Below are 14,405 nucleotides of genomic sequence, written 5' to 3'. Positions count from 1 at the left end.
CCAATAAGGTCACCGCAGAGTGCCAGAATCAATCGAGGTGAAGGTTTTGGGGCTGCTTCGCAGCCCAGCGCGGGGCAAGCCCGCTCACCACAGAGTTATGTGTGTTACTTTTGGGTCTTTCCAAAAGTGACCCGCTGTAAGAGCGGAACCGTAGGCAGCCGTGACCGCAGCAACGGATATGTACTCGGTCAACTCCAACGACATGGTCGGCCCGAAGGCCGCCACGAAAGTAAGCTGCCCATACTCAGGATTGCCTGACCACCGCGCGTCATCGGTCACAGAGCTGCGCCTTCATGTTTGCACCAAAACAAAACGGCACCTGGGTGCCGTTTTGTGTTCCACGCCCCGGCACGTTTACTTACGCGCTGCCTCCCACTGCTTGAGCAGGTCGCCGTAGGCCACGGTCTCGCCTTTCGGTTTCTCGTTGGCCAGTTTCGGTTTCGGCGCGCCCGGCTGGTCGAACCAGTATTGCGCGTCACGCTCGGGGTTCATTTTCGGGCCGCACACCGGTTGCACCTTGGAGCGCTCCAGGCGCGTCATGATCGCGTCCTGCTCCTTGGCCAGGTTGTCGAGGGCCTGTTGCGGGGTTTTCTCGCCGCTGGCGGCGGCGGCGATGTTGCTCCACCACAGTTGCGCCAGACGTGGGTAGTCCGGCACGTTGGTGCCGGTCGGGGTCCACTCGACCCGCGCCGGGCTGCGGTAGAACTCCACCAGGCCACCGAGTTTCGGCGCCATGTCGGTCATGGCCTGGGAGTTGATATCGGACTCACGAATCGGCGTCAGGCCGACGATGGTTTTCTTCAGGGACACGGTTTTCGAGGTCACGAACTGCGCGTAGAGCCAGGCCGCGAGTTTCTGTTTCTCCGGGGTGGACTTGAGGAAAGTCCAGGAACCCACGTCCTGGTACCCCTTCTTCATGCCTTTTTCCCAATACGGTCCGACCGGCGACGGCGCCATGCGCCATTTCGGCGTGCCGTCGGCGTTCACCACCGGCAGGCCCGGCTTGGTCATGTCGGCGGTAAACGCGGTGTACCAGAATATCTGCTGGGCGATGTTGCCCTGGGACGGCACCGGGCCGGATTCGGAGAAGGTCATCCCCGCCGCTTCCGGGGGGGCGTAGGCTTTCATCCAGTCCACGTATTTCTGCGTGGCGAACACCGCCGCCGGGCCGTTGGTGTCGCCGCCACGGGTGACGCTGGAGCCCACCGGGTGGCAGTCCTCCACGCGGATGCCCCACTCGTCCACCGGCAAGCCGTTGGGCAGGCCCTTGTCGCCGCCACCGGCCATGGAGAACCAGGCATCGGTGAAGCGCCAGCCCAGGGACGGGTCTTTCTTGCCGTAGTCCATGTGCCCATAGATGCGCTTGCCGTCGATTTCCTTGACGTCTTCGCTGAAGAATTTGGCGATGTCTTCATAGGCCGACCAGTTCACCGGCACGCCGAGGTCATAGCCGTATTTTTCCTTGAACTTGGCTTTCAGCTCCGGACGCTCGAACCAGTCGGCGCGGAACCAGTAGAGGTTGGCAAACTGCTGGTCGGGCAGCTGGTAGATCTTGCCGTCCGGCGCGGTGGTGAAGGAGATGCCGATAAAGTCCTTGATATCCAGGGTTGGCGAGGTAAAGGCCTTGCCTTCGTTGGCCATCAGGTCGGTGATGGATTCGGTCTTGCCATAACGAAAGTGCGTACCGATCAAGTCGGAATCGTTGACCCAGCCGTCATAGATATTCTTGTCGGACTGCATCTGGGTTTGCAGTTTCTCCACCACGTCGCCTTCCTGCAGCAGGTCGTGGGTCAGCTTGATGCCGGTGATTTCGCTGAAGGCCTTGGCCAGCACCTTGGATTCGTACTCGTGGGTGGTGAGGGTTTCCGACACCACGTTGATCTTCATCCCACGGAACGGTTCCGAGGCTTTGATAAACCACTTCAACTCCTCCAACTGCTGGTCGGCCGTGAGGGTCGACGGCTTGAACTCGCTGCCGATCCATTTCTTCGCCGCATCTTCATACGCATCAGCCCAGGCCGAAGCGCTCAAACCGCTGAGGGCCAGTACGGCGGCCAATGAAATGCTATGTCGCAGCTTATTGTTTTTATTCAACATAGAGACCTCCTGGTTAATTTCAAAAAGGACTACAAACGCCACAACCCTCTGTAGGAGCGAGCTTGCTCGCGAAAAACCCGAGGACACCGCGTACATCCAGAATGCCCGCGTTATCGTTGGCGATTTTCGCGAGCAAGCTCGCTCCTACAAGGTGTCGGGGCACTAGCCCCAACGCATCACACTCAACAGCCATACCAGGGAGAGCGCGGACGCTACCCAGATGCTCCAGTCGGTAACGCCGATCACCAGCAAATGCAGGTAGGCGCTGCCGAGAAGACCGATAAACAAGCGATCACCACGGGTGGTGCTGATCGGCAGGACGCCGCGCCGCGGAATGCTCGGCGAGCGCAGCTCCCAGGTGGTCATGCCCGCCAGAATCAGGGCAATGCCGCCAAAGAACAGTGCAGTGGGGGTGGTCCAGGCCATCCATTCCATCATCGACTCCTCAGACCCGGCCCAGGGCAAAGCCCTTGGCCACATGGTTGCGAACAAACCAGATCACCAGCATGCCGGGCAGGATGGTCAACACCCCCGCCGCTGCCAGCACCCCCCAATCGATACCCGACGCCGACACCGTGCGGGTCATCACCGCGGCGATGGGCTTGGCGTTGACCGAGGTCAGGGTGCGCGCCAGCAGCAGCTCGACCCAGGAAAACATGAAGCAGAAAAACGCGGTCACACCGATGCCAGAGCCGATCAACGGGATAAAAATCTTCACGAAGAACTTGGGAAAACTATAGCCGTCGATGTAGGCGGTTTCGTCGATTTCCTTGGGCACCCCCGACATGAAGCCCTCCAGGATCCACACCGCCAGCGGTACGTTGAACAGGCAGTGGGCCAAGGCCACGGCGATGTGCGTGTCGAACAGGCCGATGGACGAATACAGCTGGAAAAACGGCAGCAGGAACACCGCGGGTGGCGCCATGCGGTTGGTCAGCAGCCAGAAGAACAGGTGCTTGTCACCCAGGAAGCGGTAGCGCGAGAAGGCATAGGCTGCCGGCAACGCCACGCTCAGGGAAATCACCGTGTTCAGGCTCACGTAGTACAGCGAGTTGAGGTAACCGGTGTACCAGCTGGGGTCGGTGAAGATCACCTTGTAGTTGGCCAGGGTGAAATCCTGCGGAAACAGGGTCAGCCCGCCGAGGATTTCGGTGTTGCTCTTGAAGGACATGTTCAGCAGCCAGTAGATCGGCACCAGCAGGAACAGGATGTAGATCAGCAGCGGAATAACCTTGCGCTTGCTCATGTTGGCGGCCTCAGCGGTTGGCGTCGGAGTGGGTCATGGCGGTGTAGAACAGCCAGGACACCAACAGGATGATCAGGAAGTACACCAGGGAAAACGCCGCCGCCGGGCCCAGGTCGAATTGGCCTACGGCCATCTGGGTCAGCGTCTGACTGAGGAACGTCGTGGCATTCCCCGGTCCGCCCCCCGTGAGGACGAAGGGCTCGGTGTAGATCATGAAACTGTCCATGAAGCGCAGCATCACCGCGATCAGCAGCACGCTTTTCATCTTCGGCAACTGGATATGCCGGAACACCGCCCACGCCGAAGCCCGATCGATACGTGCGGCCTGGTAGTACACATCCGGGATCGCTCGCAGCCCGGAATAACACAGCAGCGCCACCAGTGAGGTCCAGTGCCACACATCCATCACCAGCACGGTGACCCAGGCGTCCATGGTGTTGGCCGCATAGTTGTAGCTGATGCCCAGGGCGTTGAGGCTGTAGCCCAGCAGACCGATATCGGCACGGCCGAAAATCTGCCAGATGGTGCCCACCACGTTCCACGGAATCAGCAACGGAATGGCCAGGATGATCAGCACCAGCGATGACCAGCGGCCCTTGGTCGGCATGGTCAGGGCGATGGCGATACCCAGGGGGATTTCGATCAGCAGCACGCAAGCCGAATAGATGAACTGGCGCAGCAGCGAGTCATGCAGGCGTGGGTCGAGCAGCACCTGCTTGTACCAGTCGGCGCCGACGAAGTAGCGGCTGGACTGGTCGAAGATGTCCTGCACCGAATAGTTGACCACCGTCATCATCGGGATCACCGCACTGAACGCCACCAGCAGGAACACCGGCAACACCAGCCACCAGGCCCTGTTGTTCTGCACCTTGTTCATGGCTGCACCTCCAGCAGGTAGTCGTCGGCATACACCATCAGCCACTGCGCGGGAAAGCTGATGGACGCCCTGCCCTCGGGCACCGGTTTGTCTTCGGCCAGGCGCACCTTGAGGGTGGCGCCGTCAAGGTTGAGGGTCATGATCTTGTAGGTGCCGAGGTCTTCGAGGTGAGTGACATCGGCCTGCAGGGCGTCAGGGTTGTACTCGTCCCACACGTGAATGAATTCCGGGCGGATCCCCACCTGCAGCGTCTTGTAGTCGCTGCCGGCAATGCGTTGCTGCAAGGCCTCGGATAACGGCAGAAGCGTACCGGCAAAGCGCACACCGCCGGCCTCGGCCTGCACTTCGATCAGATTCATCCCAGGGCTACCGATGAAATAGCCGACAAAGGTGTGGCTGGGCCGTTCGAACAACTCACGGGGCGTGCCGAACTGCACGATCTGCCCGCCGTACATCACCGCGATCTTGTCGGCGAAAGTCGAGGCCTCAAGCTGGTCATGGGTGACGTAGACCATGGTGATATTGAACTGCTCATGGATCTGCTTGAGCTTGCGCCGCAGCTTCCACTTCAGGTGCGGGTCGATCACCGTCAGCGGTTCGTCAAAGAGGATGGCCGACACGTCATCCCGCACCAGGCCACGGCCCATGGAGACTTTCTGTTTTTCGTCGGCGGTGAGGTTGCGGGCTTTTTTGCTCAGCAGGTTTTGCAGGTCGAGGACTTCGGCAATTTCCTGCACCTTGCTGTGAATTTTCGCCTCGGCCATGCCTTGGTTTCGCAGGGGAAAGGCCAGGTTATCGAACACGGTCATGGTGTCGTACACCACCGGGAACTGGAACACCTGGGCGATGTTGCGTTTTTCCGGGGTGAGGTCATTGACCACTTTGCTATCGAACAGCACCTGCCCTTCGGACGGGCTCAGCAGGCCGGAGATGATATTGAGCAACGTCGACTTGCCGCAGCCCGACGGCCCGAGCAAGGCGTAGGCACCGCCCTGCTCCCACACGTGGTTCATTGCCCGGATGGCGTAGTCCTCAGGGCCGCTCGGCGTGGGACTGTAGCTGTGCGCCAGGTTCTGCAAATGGATCTCGGCCATCAGGCAACCCTCGCGACGCGGCGCCCGGGGGCCTGGACCAAACGGCCCTGGCCATCGAACACAAACAGTTTATGGGTGGGGATGTACACGCGGATCGGCGCGTCGACGTCGTACTCATGCACCCCCGGCAGGTGCAGCACCAGCAGGAAATGCTCGCTGCGCACATGCAGGAAGGTTTCCGAGCCGCTGATCTCGGCGACTTCCACGGTCACCGCCAGTTCGAGGTCGTCGTCGTTGCTCGGCACCAGGCTGATATGGCTGGGGCGCACACCAAAGCGGAATTCGCCTTCGCCGATGGGACGCAGGTCAACGTTCAGCGGGAAGTGCACGAAATTGGCGAAGCTCACCTCGTTACCGCTGATACGTCCCGGCATCAGGTTGATCGGCGGCTCGGAAAACAGCTCGGCGGCCAACACGGTCTGTGGCTGGTGATACACCTCGGCGGCCTTGCCGCTCTGGATCACCCGGCCTTCGTGAAGAATGGTGGTGGTGCCGCCCAGGGCCAGGGCCTCGTTGGGCTCGGTGGTGGCGTAGATGGCGATGGTGTGCCGCGCCTTGAACAGCTCGCGCATTTCCTGACGCAGCTCTTCGCGCAATTTGTAGTCCAGGTTCACCAGCGGCTCATCGAACAGGATCAGTTCGGCGTCTTTCACCAACGCGCGGGCCATGGCCGTGCGTTGCTGCTGGCCACCGGACAGCTCCAGCGGGTGACGTTGCAGGAACTTCTCGATGCGCAGCATCCGCGCGGTTTCCAGCACCTTGCTCTGGATCAGCTCGTTGGACACACCGGCCTGGCGCAACGGCGAGGCGATGTTTTCGAACACGGTCATGGTCGGGTAGTTGATGAACTGCTGATACACCATCGACACGTTGCGCAGGCGCACCGGTTTGTGGGTGACATCCACGCCGTTCATCAGGATGCGCCCGCTGTCGGGCTTGTCCAGGCCCGCCATCAGGCGCATCAGGCTGGTCTTGCCGGACAGGGTGCGACCAAGCAAGACGTTGAAGGAGCCGGCTTCGAAGCGCAGGTTGGCGTCGTCGATCCAGGTTTGGCCTTCGACGACGCGGGAGACATGTTCCAGGGTCAATGACATGACACGACCTTTTTATTATTGGAATGAATCTGGCCAGTCGTCAGAGCGAGTTTCATGCCAAAAACGGCAGGTGCTTGATCCGCAAGGAAATGGGTGAAACGGGATGTTCAGGAGCGAACAGAAATGAACAGGTCTGGCTGAACAACTGAACAATCCGGGGGTTGACAATGAACAGTTATGAACAACACTCTTTGAACCCGATTGACGTGGTTGCATCCGTTGATTGTGCAAGACCCCAAAACAATAAAAAGAAGGTCGCCCCATGGCCGAACCCCTGGCTCACGACACCCTTATCCAGGAATCCTGGCGCCGTTGCCGCGCCTTCGGCCTGGACCACCAGAGCACGCCCAGCTTCGATCAACTGCCCGCCGAGGGCATCAGCCAATTGCTGGAAAGCCAGCATTCCCTGGTGCAGACCACGCACCAGGAAGTCCTGCCCTACTACGAAAACATCCTGAGCAATTCCAACTGCCTGATCATGCTGGCCGACAACCAGGGCCAGGTGCTGACCAGTTGGGGCACTCAGCGCTTTATCGAGCCCAAGCTGGCCCGGGGGTTCAGCGCCGGCGCCAGCTGGATGGAGCGTTCCAGCGGCACCAATGCCATCGGCACCGCACTGGCCTGTGCCCAGGCGGTGCATATCGAACATGACGAACACTTCCTCAAGGCCAACCGCTTCATGACCGGCTCGGCAGCACCGATCTTCGATGCCCAGCGCGAAATCATCGCGGTGCTGGATGTCTCCAGTGACAGCTACCTGCCGCCCTCCCACACCCTGGGCATGGTCAAGATGATGAGCCAGACCGTGGAGAATCGGCTGATCCTCAACCTGTTTCGCGGTGAGCATTTCCAACTGACCTTCAACACCGGCCTGAGCAACCTCGACAGCCAATGGGCGGGCCTGCTGATCTTTGACGAGAGCGGCCAGGTGCTCTCGGCCAACCGCCGGGCCGACAACCTGTTGGGCATCAGCCTGTCGCGGGTGATGATCGACAGTTTGTTCAAGGTGTCGCTGCTGGAGTTGCTCAATCAACCGGAGGGCCTGCCCTTTTCGTTGCAGGCGGCGGGACGCAATCGCTTCCAGTGCCTGCTGAAGCGACCGAAGCAGATGCCGGTGCAGGCCCGCGTGTTCAGCGAACCCGTTGCGCCAAAGCCCGCCGCGATTGGTTTGAAGACCCTGCACTTTGGCGATGTGCGCGTGGAAAAAGCCGTGCGCCAGGCCGAGCGCCTGCTGGAGAAGGACATCCCGCTGCTGATCCACGGCGAAACCGGCGTGGGCAAGGAAGTCTTCGTCAAGGCCCTGCACCAGGCCAGTTCCCGCAGCCAGCAGGCGTTTATCGCGGTGAACTGTGCGGCGATTCCCGCCGAGCTGGTGGAATCGGAACTGTTCGGCTACGAAAAAGGCGCGTTCACCGGCGCCAACCAGAAAGGCAGCATTGGCCTGATCCGCAAGGCCGACAAGGGCACGCTGTTCCTCGATGAAATCGGCGACATGCCGCTGCCGACGCAAGCGCGCCTGTTGCGGGTATTGCAGGAGCGTTGTGTGCAGCCGGTGGGCAGCAGCGAGTTGTTCCCGGTGGATTTGCGCATCATCTCGGCCACTAACCGGGCCTTGCGCGAGCAGGTCCAGGCCGGGCGCTTTCGCGAGGACTTGTACTACCGCATCGGCGGCCTGACCCTTGAATTGCCACCGCTACGCGAGCGCAGCGACAAACGGGCGCTGTTCCAGCAACTGTGGCAGCAACACCGGGAGCCAGGCCAGTGGGCCGGGCTCAGCGCCGAGGTGCTGGCACTGTTCGAACAGCACCCGTGGCCCGGCAACCTGCGCCAGGTGAGCAGCGTGCTGCAGGTGGCGCTGGCGATGGCCGAGGAACAGCCGATCCGCCCGGAGCATCTGCCGGACGATTTTTTTGTCGATTTGAACGTGACGGCGCCACTGCCCGCCAGTGAACACCTGGATGCCAGCATCGACCTGACCCAGCGCTTGAAGGCCGCTGGCGGGAATATTTCCCACCTGGCGCGGGAGCTGGGGGTGAGCCGCAACACCCTGTACAAGCGCCTGCGCCAGAACGAACGCTAGCGCGGCTTGACCACCACCAGCAGGTCGGTGAAGTACTCCACCTGGATCGGCAGGTTATCCGCCAGGGTCGACAGCGCCGCCGCCGTGTCATCCAGCTTGAACACCCCCGTCACCCGCAGGTTCTGCAAGGCCTGGGGGTCGAAGCGCAGCAGGCCGTGGCGGTAGCTGGCCAGGGTTTGCAGCACTTCGCTCAGGGGTTGGTCGTTGACCTTGAGCAGGCCACGGGTCCAGGCGTCCGGGTCGGTGTCGTCGGTGGCCTGGGGCGATTGGGCGCGACCATGGTCGAGGATCGAACGCTGGCCGGCAGTGACCTTGACCCCTTCGCTGCTGTCCCCTTTGACTGCCACGGTGGACTCGATCACCGTCACCACCGTCGTGCCGTCTGGCGCGCGCTTGACCAAATAACGCGTGCCCAGTGCCGTCGCCGTGCCTTGGTCGGTACGCACCACGAAGGGCCGCGTCGCATCCTTGGCCACGTCGACCCAGAGCTCGCCTTGCAGCAGTTCGATCACCCGTTGGTGGCCGTCGAATTTCACGTCCACCGCCGAGTTGCTGTTGAGTTGCAACTGGCTGCCGTCTTCAAGGACGATCTGGCGCCGCTCGCCCACGTCGGTGCGCTGGTCGGCCATCCACACCGGCAGGTGCGTAAGGCCCAGCCAGCCGCAGAGTAATACGCCGAGCACGCCCATCGCCTGGGCACCGCGCGCGCGACGCGGGGCAAATGCGCGGTTCAGGGCCACGCGTGCAGGTTGTGCAGGCAAGGCATCGAGGCTTCCCCACAGCGCGCGCATGCGGTCGATGGCGACGGCGTGACGAGGGTCTGCCTGGCACCAGGCGTTGAAGGCCTGACGCTCGGCGTCGCTGACCTCGTCGTCGTGCAGGCGGGTCAGCCAATTTGCCGCTTGCTGGATGATCTGTTCGGAGTTCATGCCAGCGGGTCTGCCGCGTGCAGGCTGTGATAGCAGTGCACCAGGGCGCTGGAGATGTAGTTTTTGACGGTACTGGCAGACACCTCCAGGCGCGTGGCGATTTCGCTGTAGGTCAACCCGTCCAAGCGACTCAACAGGAAGGCTTCGCGGGCCTTGGCGGGCAAGCCGGCAAGCATTTCGGCGATGCGTTCCAGGGCTTGCAGGGCGATATGGATCGCGGCCGGGTCGGGCATGCCGGCGTCCTCGCTCTGGACCACCAGGGCTTCCATGTAGGCTTTTTCAATGCGTCGACGCCGGGCGCCATCGATCAGCAAACGCCCCGCCGTGGTGGCCAGGAAGGCCCGGGGTTCCTGGATATTTTGCGGCTCGGCCAGCATCAGCACGCGGATGAAGGCATCGTGGGCCAGGTCGGCGGCGTGCTGGGAACACCCCAGTTTTCGGCGCAGCCAGCCATGCAACCAGCCGTGGTGCTCGCGGTACATCGCCGTAAGGGTCTGCTGACGCACTGAATCGCCCAGCGCGGCCGGAATGTCATGCATGCGCAAAAGAGTCTCAAATGGGAAGAGTTACCAATTGCGCAAACAATGCCAGTAAAACGGTGTAGGAGCAAGGCCCTCCCCGTCGCAGCCCGCTCGCCACAGGGGGCTGGATAGCTGCGGCTTAGCGCCAGCTCCATGAGACACCGGTGTAGATCCCGCGTCCGTCCGCCGGGGTGGAGCGTGCGACATCCAGGCCCTTGTCGTCGTAGCCCGGCGTGACGGTGTTGGCGTAGCGGCGGTTGGTGAGGTTGCGCAGGTCGACCCAGGCTTGCCAGTCCTGCTCGGGTGCGTCGTAGCCGAAGGTCGCGCCCAGAAGGGTGTAGGACGCGGCGTAATAGGAATTGGCGTAATCCACCGCCACCCGCGAGGAATGCTCGGTATTGAGGCTGGTGTAGAAGCCCGTCGGGTGGCCGTAGCGCAGTTGCGCCTGATAGTAGTGCTGGGGGATGCCCGGCAAGCGGTTGCCGCCGAAACGGTCGTCGTCGCGGTAGTGGAAGTCGCTGAAGGTATAGGCCTGGCGCAGGTCGAGCTTACCGCTGCGGCCGCCGTCCCACAGCGGGCTGAGCAGGCCCAGCTCCACGCCCTGATGCACGGTGGGGCTGGCATTGGATTCGGCGACGATGGCATTGCTGGTCGAGGTCTGGGCCTGGGTTTCCACGGTGAGTAGTTCGTGGCGCACTTCGGAGCGGTACAGCGCCAGGTCCCACTGGCCGAGCCATGCTTCGCCACGGCCACCGATTTCCAGGGTGGTGGCCGTCTGGTTTTTCAGGCTGACGCCTTCGCGCTGTAATCCAGTGGCCGGGCCGCTGCCCGCTGGAAAGTATTTGTTGGAACCCCAGATCATCGACCACGCATGCGGCGGCTCGACCGAGCGGCTCAGGTTGCCGTACACCTGCAACTGCGGGGTGAAGTCATAGCGCAGGCCGATGCGCGGTGCGTAGTCCCAGTCATGCTGGCTGAGCGGCGCCTGGCCTTCGGGATAGGTGACCTGGGTTTCACGGCGGGTGTAGATCGCGGCCAGGCCGGTGGTCAGCCACAGGTCCTGGACCAGCTCCAGGTCATTGCCGATATGCAGCACGGTGTCTGACCCCAGGTAGCTGTAGTCGCGGGTCTTGGTGCCTGGGGCATAGGTTGCGGTGTTGCCGGCTGGCGTGCGCACGTATTCCGATGTGCCGTTGTTGGGCATCGCCTGGGTGGTGCGCAGGCCGAGGGTGGTTTTGCTGTCGTGGCCGAACAGCGTGTCCTGGCGGATGTAATTCAAGGTGCTGCTGATATCGGTGTAGGCCACCTTGAGACGGTTGGTGCCTTCGCGCAGGTCCATCGGGTAATCGTGATAGGCCAGCCCGACTTCCAGGCGCGAATTGTCGTCCAACTGCAAGGTGGTCTTGTTGGCGATCCAGGTGGAACCCGGCTGCAGGCGCTTGGAATCGCGGGCAGCGTTGAGACTGTTGGCGGCACGCGGGTCGTGGCTGATCTGGTCGCGGGTGAGTTTGCCGGGGGTGTCGTTGGTGGTTTCGCGGTAGCGGAAATAGAAGCGGGTTTCCAGGTCCGGGTTGAAGCGGTAGCCGAAGTTGGCGGCCATGCCCTTGCCGGTGGCGGCGCTCTGGCGCTGGTAGCCGTCGGATTCCGAGTCGGTGAGGCTGATGTAGTAGTCGGCATCCCCCAGCACCTGGCCCGAACTGATCTCGCGCTGGGCATAGCCACGGCTGCCGGCTTCATAGCGCACTTGCAGCTTGGGCGCATCGTAGCCGGTATGGGTCACGTAGTTGACCGCGCCCCCCAGAGCCAACGCGCCTTGATCAAAACCGTTGGCGCCACGCAGCACCTCGACGCGGCTTTGCCACAGCGGGTCCTTGAGTTCATAAGGGGTGCCGCCGGGGCCGGTCAGCGGCAAGCCATCGAACATTTCGTACAGCCCTGAAGCATGGGCGCCTGGGCTGCGGTTCAGGCCCGAACCACGAATGGACAGCTTCACCCCTTCATTGTTTGCCGCCTTGGCATACACCCCAGGCTGGTACTTGAACACGTCTTCATTGGTGCTCACCCGCCCCTGCTGCACGCTGCTCATGTCGATGTAATTGGTAGCACCGGGCACGCTCTTGAGCTGCGCCTGGGCGACTTCGCCGGCGCCGGCCTCGGGCGTGGTAACTTCGACCGGCGCCAATTGCAGGTCTTCGGCGTGCACCAGGGAGCTAAAGGTCAGGGCGGCGAACAGGAACGGAGGTGGGCGCAGCAGCATGGGCGGATCCTTGGAATTCGGGGGCGTGAAAGGCTGGGCCGTCACGCGAACAGTGATGGGAAGACAACGATGCCCGCCAAGTCACGCCTTAATAACGGACCAGACGCTTCCCACAACAGCGTCGGACCGGATTTATTTTTTAAGTCCAAAATCGAATTAATACATGCAAACTCAGTATTTAAAGAAATAACCAGTACGCATTACTGTGGAGCCATCGAGTCACCTACGAGATCGCCTCCCATGCCTGCATCCGCCACCGTCATCGACTTTACCCTCCACCGCAAACGCCGCCAGGCACGTGCTGCGGCCGAGTTGATGTGGGCGATGTACGCGGCGCGCGCAGGGTTGGCGGTGTTTACCACCCACGCCGCAACGCCCAGCGATACACGCCGGGCGTAGGCCAATGAATTTCCTGCATGTGATTCCCGAACCGCCCGAACCGCTGCCCAAGCCCAACACCGATGACGATGTGATCAGCCTGTGTGTTGCGCATAACCTGCAACGCCTGCGCAGCAAACGGCACTTGTCACTGGACGCCCTGGCACGCGCCTGCAGCGTGAGCCGGGCAATGCTGGCGCAGATCGAATCCGGGCGCAGCGTGCCGTCGATCAAGGTGTTGTGCAAAATTGCCAAGGGCTTGAAGGTGTCGGTGGCGGCGTTCCTGGAAGACCGCGCGTTCGAAGGGGTGGAAGTGTTGCCGGCGCAGCAGAGCAAGCGCCTGGTGAGTGCCGATGGCGCGTTTATCAGCCGCGCATTGTTTCCCTACGATACGGCACGCCAGTCCGAGTTCTACGAGATTCGCCTGCGGGCACTCGGCGAGGAAGTGTCCCAAGGCCACGGCCCGGGCATCCAGGAAAACCTGGTGGTGGCCCAAGGCGTACTGGAAGTCAGCGTCAATGACGAGCGCTACCTGCTGTCCACCGGCGATTCAATCCTGTTCTACGCCGACCAGCCCCACCGCTACCGCAACCCGGCGGACAGCGAAGCCGTGGCGTTCCTGGTGATCACCTACCCCGAACGGCTGGATTAATCACGGCAAAAAAAACGCCCCGACTTATCGGGGCGTTTTTTCATCGCGCGGGACCTGTCAGCAGGTGCAGCACATCATCGGCATGCCGTTGCAGCTCATCATCATGGGCATGGCGCAGTCATTCATCATTTTGTTCATGAGCATGCAGCAGTTGTTCATCATGTCCATGCTCATGCCCGGCATCGGCATCATTTTGCACATCATGCCGTCAGCCATCATGGTGCATTCCATGACGCACTTCATCATCGGCATCGGCATGCCCATCATCGGCATCATGTTCATGCCGGTCATCATGGCCATGGCGTCGGCCGACATGCACATCATCGACATGTTGGCGCACTGCATCATCATCGGCATGCCGCAGTTCATCATCATCGCCATCATTTCGGCATTGGTCTTGAACTGGGCCATGTCCATGCCGGCTGCCGGCTTCATGGTGCACATCATGGCGTCAGCGGCCATTTCGCATTTCATGGTTGCCATCATCATCGGCATGCCCATCATCGGCATCATTGGCATGGAGGTGTTCATCGGCATCTGCATTGCATTCATCATGTTCGAAACTCCGTAATCGACAGGAAATGGCTAGGTTCTGGCGCCGATTCTAGAGAGACCGGAGGGCTGCGCAAGACGCCGGCAGAGCAGCAGGAATGGGTGTTCCCAGGCACGCTTAGTCGAACAAGACAGCTGTATTTGGCGTGATAACAGTGATTAGGACGCTATTGCGTTACTTATATCCGTTACCTGGCGGATATGGACGTCATGGATATTCGATTGAGGAATCTCGTCCAATCTTAAGGAAATAAACGGTCTAACGGATGACGCTAGCCGTCGGGCTTTTCCAGCGACTGCATCAATTCATCGGCCTCCGACCCTGGTGGTAGCCTGAACCCATGCATTTCATCAGTGGCCAGAATTTCCCCCAGAGCAGCGAGCAACTGCGCCTCTGTCGGCGAGTCTCGCAGCAATTTATGCGCGGGCAGCAACAGCTCAGAGGGAACGCCGTGAACGCTCGCGGCGTCGATCACAGCAAAGAGGATAAAGCGCAGGCGTATTTCGCGGTCCGTCGGCCAAGCCGTTTTTCGCTTACCCAAGGTAGGGCCTCGTTTTTTCAGAAAAATCCGAGGCTATTGCGCACAGGGAGGTGTTTCAAGCATCGGAATGCAAGATAGGCCGCTTC

The 14,405-nt window shown here is 61.3% G+C and carries 14 protein-coding genes; 4 read left to right on the top strand and 10 right to left on the bottom strand.

Going from position 1 to position 14,405, the window contains the following annotated elements; all coding sequences use genetic code 11:
• Positions 1-354: 354 nt before the first annotated feature.
• The 6 genes from BFQ01_RS23695 to BFQ01_RS23670 form a co-directional block, all read right to left on the bottom strand.
• A complete protein-coding gene (locus BFQ01_RS23695) occupies positions 355-2,097 on the bottom strand; it encodes an ABC transporter substrate-binding protein (RefSeq protein ID WP_065927121.1) in 1,743 nt (580 codons plus the stop codon).
• Positions 2,098-2,259: 162 nt separating this feature from the next.
• Positions 2,260-2,532 carry a DUF2160 domain-containing protein gene (locus BFQ01_RS23690; protein WP_027607297.1) on the bottom strand — a complete coding sequence of 91 codons (273 nt, stop codon included), beginning with the start codon at positions 2,530-2,532 and terminating at the stop codon, positions 2,260-2,262.
• A 10-nt stretch (positions 2,533-2,542) separates the two neighbouring features.
• Positions 2,543-3,343: a carbohydrate ABC transporter permease gene (locus tag BFQ01_RS23685; RefSeq protein ID WP_003174634.1), complete on the bottom strand. Its 801-nt coding sequence runs from the start codon at positions 3,341-3,343 to the stop codon at positions 2,543-2,545.
• A gap of 10 nt (positions 3,344-3,353) precedes the next feature.
• Positions 3,354-4,220: a carbohydrate ABC transporter permease gene (locus tag BFQ01_RS23680; protein ID WP_065927120.1), complete on the bottom strand. Its 867-nt coding sequence runs from the start codon at positions 4,218-4,220 to the stop codon at positions 3,354-3,356.
• Entirely contained in the window at positions 4,217-5,314 is a 1,098-nt protein-coding gene (locus tag BFQ01_RS23675; protein WP_065927119.1) for an ABC transporter ATP-binding protein, read from the bottom strand. The genes BFQ01_RS23680 and BFQ01_RS23675 overlap by 4 nt, the downstream gene beginning before the upstream one ends.
• Positions 5,314-6,408: an ABC transporter ATP-binding protein gene (locus BFQ01_RS23670; protein ID WP_027607299.1), complete on the bottom strand. Its 1,095-nt coding sequence runs from the start codon at positions 6,406-6,408 to the stop codon at positions 5,314-5,316. Before BFQ01_RS23670 ends, BFQ01_RS23675 begins: the two co-directional genes overlap by 1 nt.
• 262 nt (positions 6,409-6,670) lie before the next feature.
• On the opposite strand from BFQ01_RS23670, the gene BFQ01_RS23665 reads away from it, so the two are divergent.
• A complete protein-coding gene (locus tag BFQ01_RS23665) occupies positions 6,671-8,488 on the top strand; it encodes a sigma-54-dependent Fis family transcriptional regulator (protein ID WP_065927118.1) in 1,818 nt (605 codons plus the stop codon).
• Here BFQ01_RS23665 and BFQ01_RS23660 read toward each other — a convergent pair.
• The 3 genes from BFQ01_RS23660 to BFQ01_RS23650 all read right to left on the bottom strand — a co-directional run bounded on the left by BFQ01_RS23660 (position 8,485) and on the right by BFQ01_RS23650 (position 12,195).
• Positions 8,485-9,417, bottom strand: coding sequence for a FecR family protein (locus tag BFQ01_RS23660; protein ID WP_065927117.1), 933 nt, complete (start codon positions 9,415-9,417; stop codon positions 8,485-8,487). The two genes, BFQ01_RS23665 and BFQ01_RS23660, sit on opposite strands and share 4 nt — an antisense overlap.
• Positions 9,414-9,956, bottom strand: a complete 543-nt coding sequence (locus BFQ01_RS23655) for a sigma-70 family RNA polymerase sigma factor (protein ID WP_065927116.1) — start codon at positions 9,954-9,956, stop codon at positions 9,414-9,416. Before BFQ01_RS23655 ends, BFQ01_RS23660 begins: the two co-directional genes overlap by 4 nt.
• Positions 9,957-10,077: 121 nt before the next feature.
• Positions 10,078-12,195, bottom strand: coding sequence for a TonB-dependent receptor family protein (locus BFQ01_RS23650; protein ID WP_065927115.1), 2,118 nt, complete (start codon positions 12,193-12,195; stop codon positions 10,078-10,080).
• Positions 12,196-12,435: 240 nt separating this feature from the next.
• On the opposite strand from BFQ01_RS23650, the gene BFQ01_RS32630 reads away from it, so the two are divergent.
• The 3 genes from BFQ01_RS32630 (at position 12,436) to BFQ01_RS32625 (ending at position 13,796) form a co-directional block, all read left to right on the top strand.
• A complete protein-coding gene (locus BFQ01_RS32630) occupies positions 12,436-12,594 on the top strand; it encodes a hypothetical protein (protein WP_162844266.1) in 159 nt (52 codons plus the stop codon).
• A 4-nt stretch (positions 12,595-12,598) separates the two neighbouring features.
• The gene (locus tag BFQ01_RS23640; protein WP_065927114.1) at positions 12,599-13,225 is read left to right on the top strand and encodes a helix-turn-helix domain-containing protein; all 627 of its coding nucleotides are present in this window, start codon (positions 12,599-12,601) and stop codon (positions 13,223-13,225) included.
• A 64-nt stretch (positions 13,226-13,289) separates the two neighbouring features.
• Positions 13,290-13,796 (top strand): hypothetical protein, encoded by a 507-nt coding sequence (locus BFQ01_RS32625; RefSeq protein ID WP_065927113.1) that lies wholly within the window; start codon positions 13,290-13,292, stop codon positions 13,794-13,796.
• Between the two features lie 253 nt (positions 13,797-14,049).
• Here BFQ01_RS32625 and BFQ01_RS23630 read toward each other — a convergent pair whose 3' ends face one another.
• Positions 14,050-14,319, bottom strand: a complete 270-nt coding sequence (locus BFQ01_RS23630) for a hypothetical protein (protein WP_065927112.1) — start codon at positions 14,317-14,319, stop codon at positions 14,050-14,052.
• Between the last annotated feature and the right edge of the window lie 86 nt (positions 14,320-14,405).

This window comes from Pseudomonas sp. 8 R 14 (genome assembly GCF_900005955.1).
Lineage (GTDB): Bacteria > Pseudomonadota > Gammaproteobacteria > Pseudomonadales > Pseudomonadaceae > Aquipseudomonas > Aquipseudomonas marginalis.
This window is presented reverse-complemented; position numbering and strand designations above follow the sequence as displayed.

What these genes read in the sequence shown, in the direction of transcription:
- BFQ01_RS23680 (WP_065927120.1), bottom strand. Translation starts at nt 4,220, where the DNA reads ATGAACAAGGTGCAGAACAACAGGGCCTGGTGGCTGGTGTTGCCGGTG.
- BFQ01_RS23675 (WP_065927119.1), bottom strand. Translation starts at nt 5,314, where the DNA reads ATGGCCGAGATCCATTTGCAGAACCTGGCGCACAGCTACAGTCCCACG.
- BFQ01_RS23690 (WP_027607297.1), bottom strand. Translation starts at nt 2,532, where the DNA reads ATGGAATGGATGGCCTGGACCACCCCCACTGCACTGTTCTTTGGCGGC.
- BFQ01_RS23685 (WP_003174634.1), bottom strand. Translation starts at nt 3,343, where the DNA reads ATGAGCAAGCGCAAGGTTATTCCGCTGCTGATCTACATCCTGTTCCTG.
- BFQ01_RS23660 (WP_065927117.1), bottom strand. Translation starts at nt 9,417, where the DNA reads ATGAACTCCGAACAGATCATCCAGCAAGCGGCAAATTGGCTGACCCGC.
- BFQ01_RS23655 (WP_065927116.1), bottom strand. Translation starts at nt 9,956, where the DNA reads ATGCATGACATTCCGGCCGCGCTGGGCGATTCAGTGCGTCAGCAGACC.
- BFQ01_RS23650 (WP_065927115.1), bottom strand. Translation starts at nt 12,195, where the DNA reads ATGCTGCTGCGCCCACCTCCGTTCCTGTTCGCCGCCCTGACCTTTAGC.
- BFQ01_RS32630 (WP_162844266.1), top strand. Translation starts at nt 12,436, where the DNA reads ATGCCTGCATCCGCCACCGTCATCGACTTTACCCTCCACCGCAAACGC.
- BFQ01_RS23670 (WP_027607299.1), bottom strand. Translation starts at nt 6,408, where the DNA reads ATGTCATTGACCCTGGAACATGTCTCCCGCGTCGTCGAAGGCCAAACC.
- BFQ01_RS23695 (WP_065927121.1), bottom strand. Translation starts at nt 2,097, where the DNA reads ATGTTGAATAAAAACAATAAGCTGCGACATAGCATTTCATTGGCCGCC.
- BFQ01_RS23640 (WP_065927114.1), top strand. Translation starts at nt 12,599, where the DNA reads ATGAATTTCCTGCATGTGATTCCCGAACCGCCCGAACCGCTGCCCAAG.
- BFQ01_RS23665 (WP_065927118.1), top strand. Translation starts at nt 6,671, where the DNA reads ATGGCCGAACCCCTGGCTCACGACACCCTTATCCAGGAATCCTGGCGC.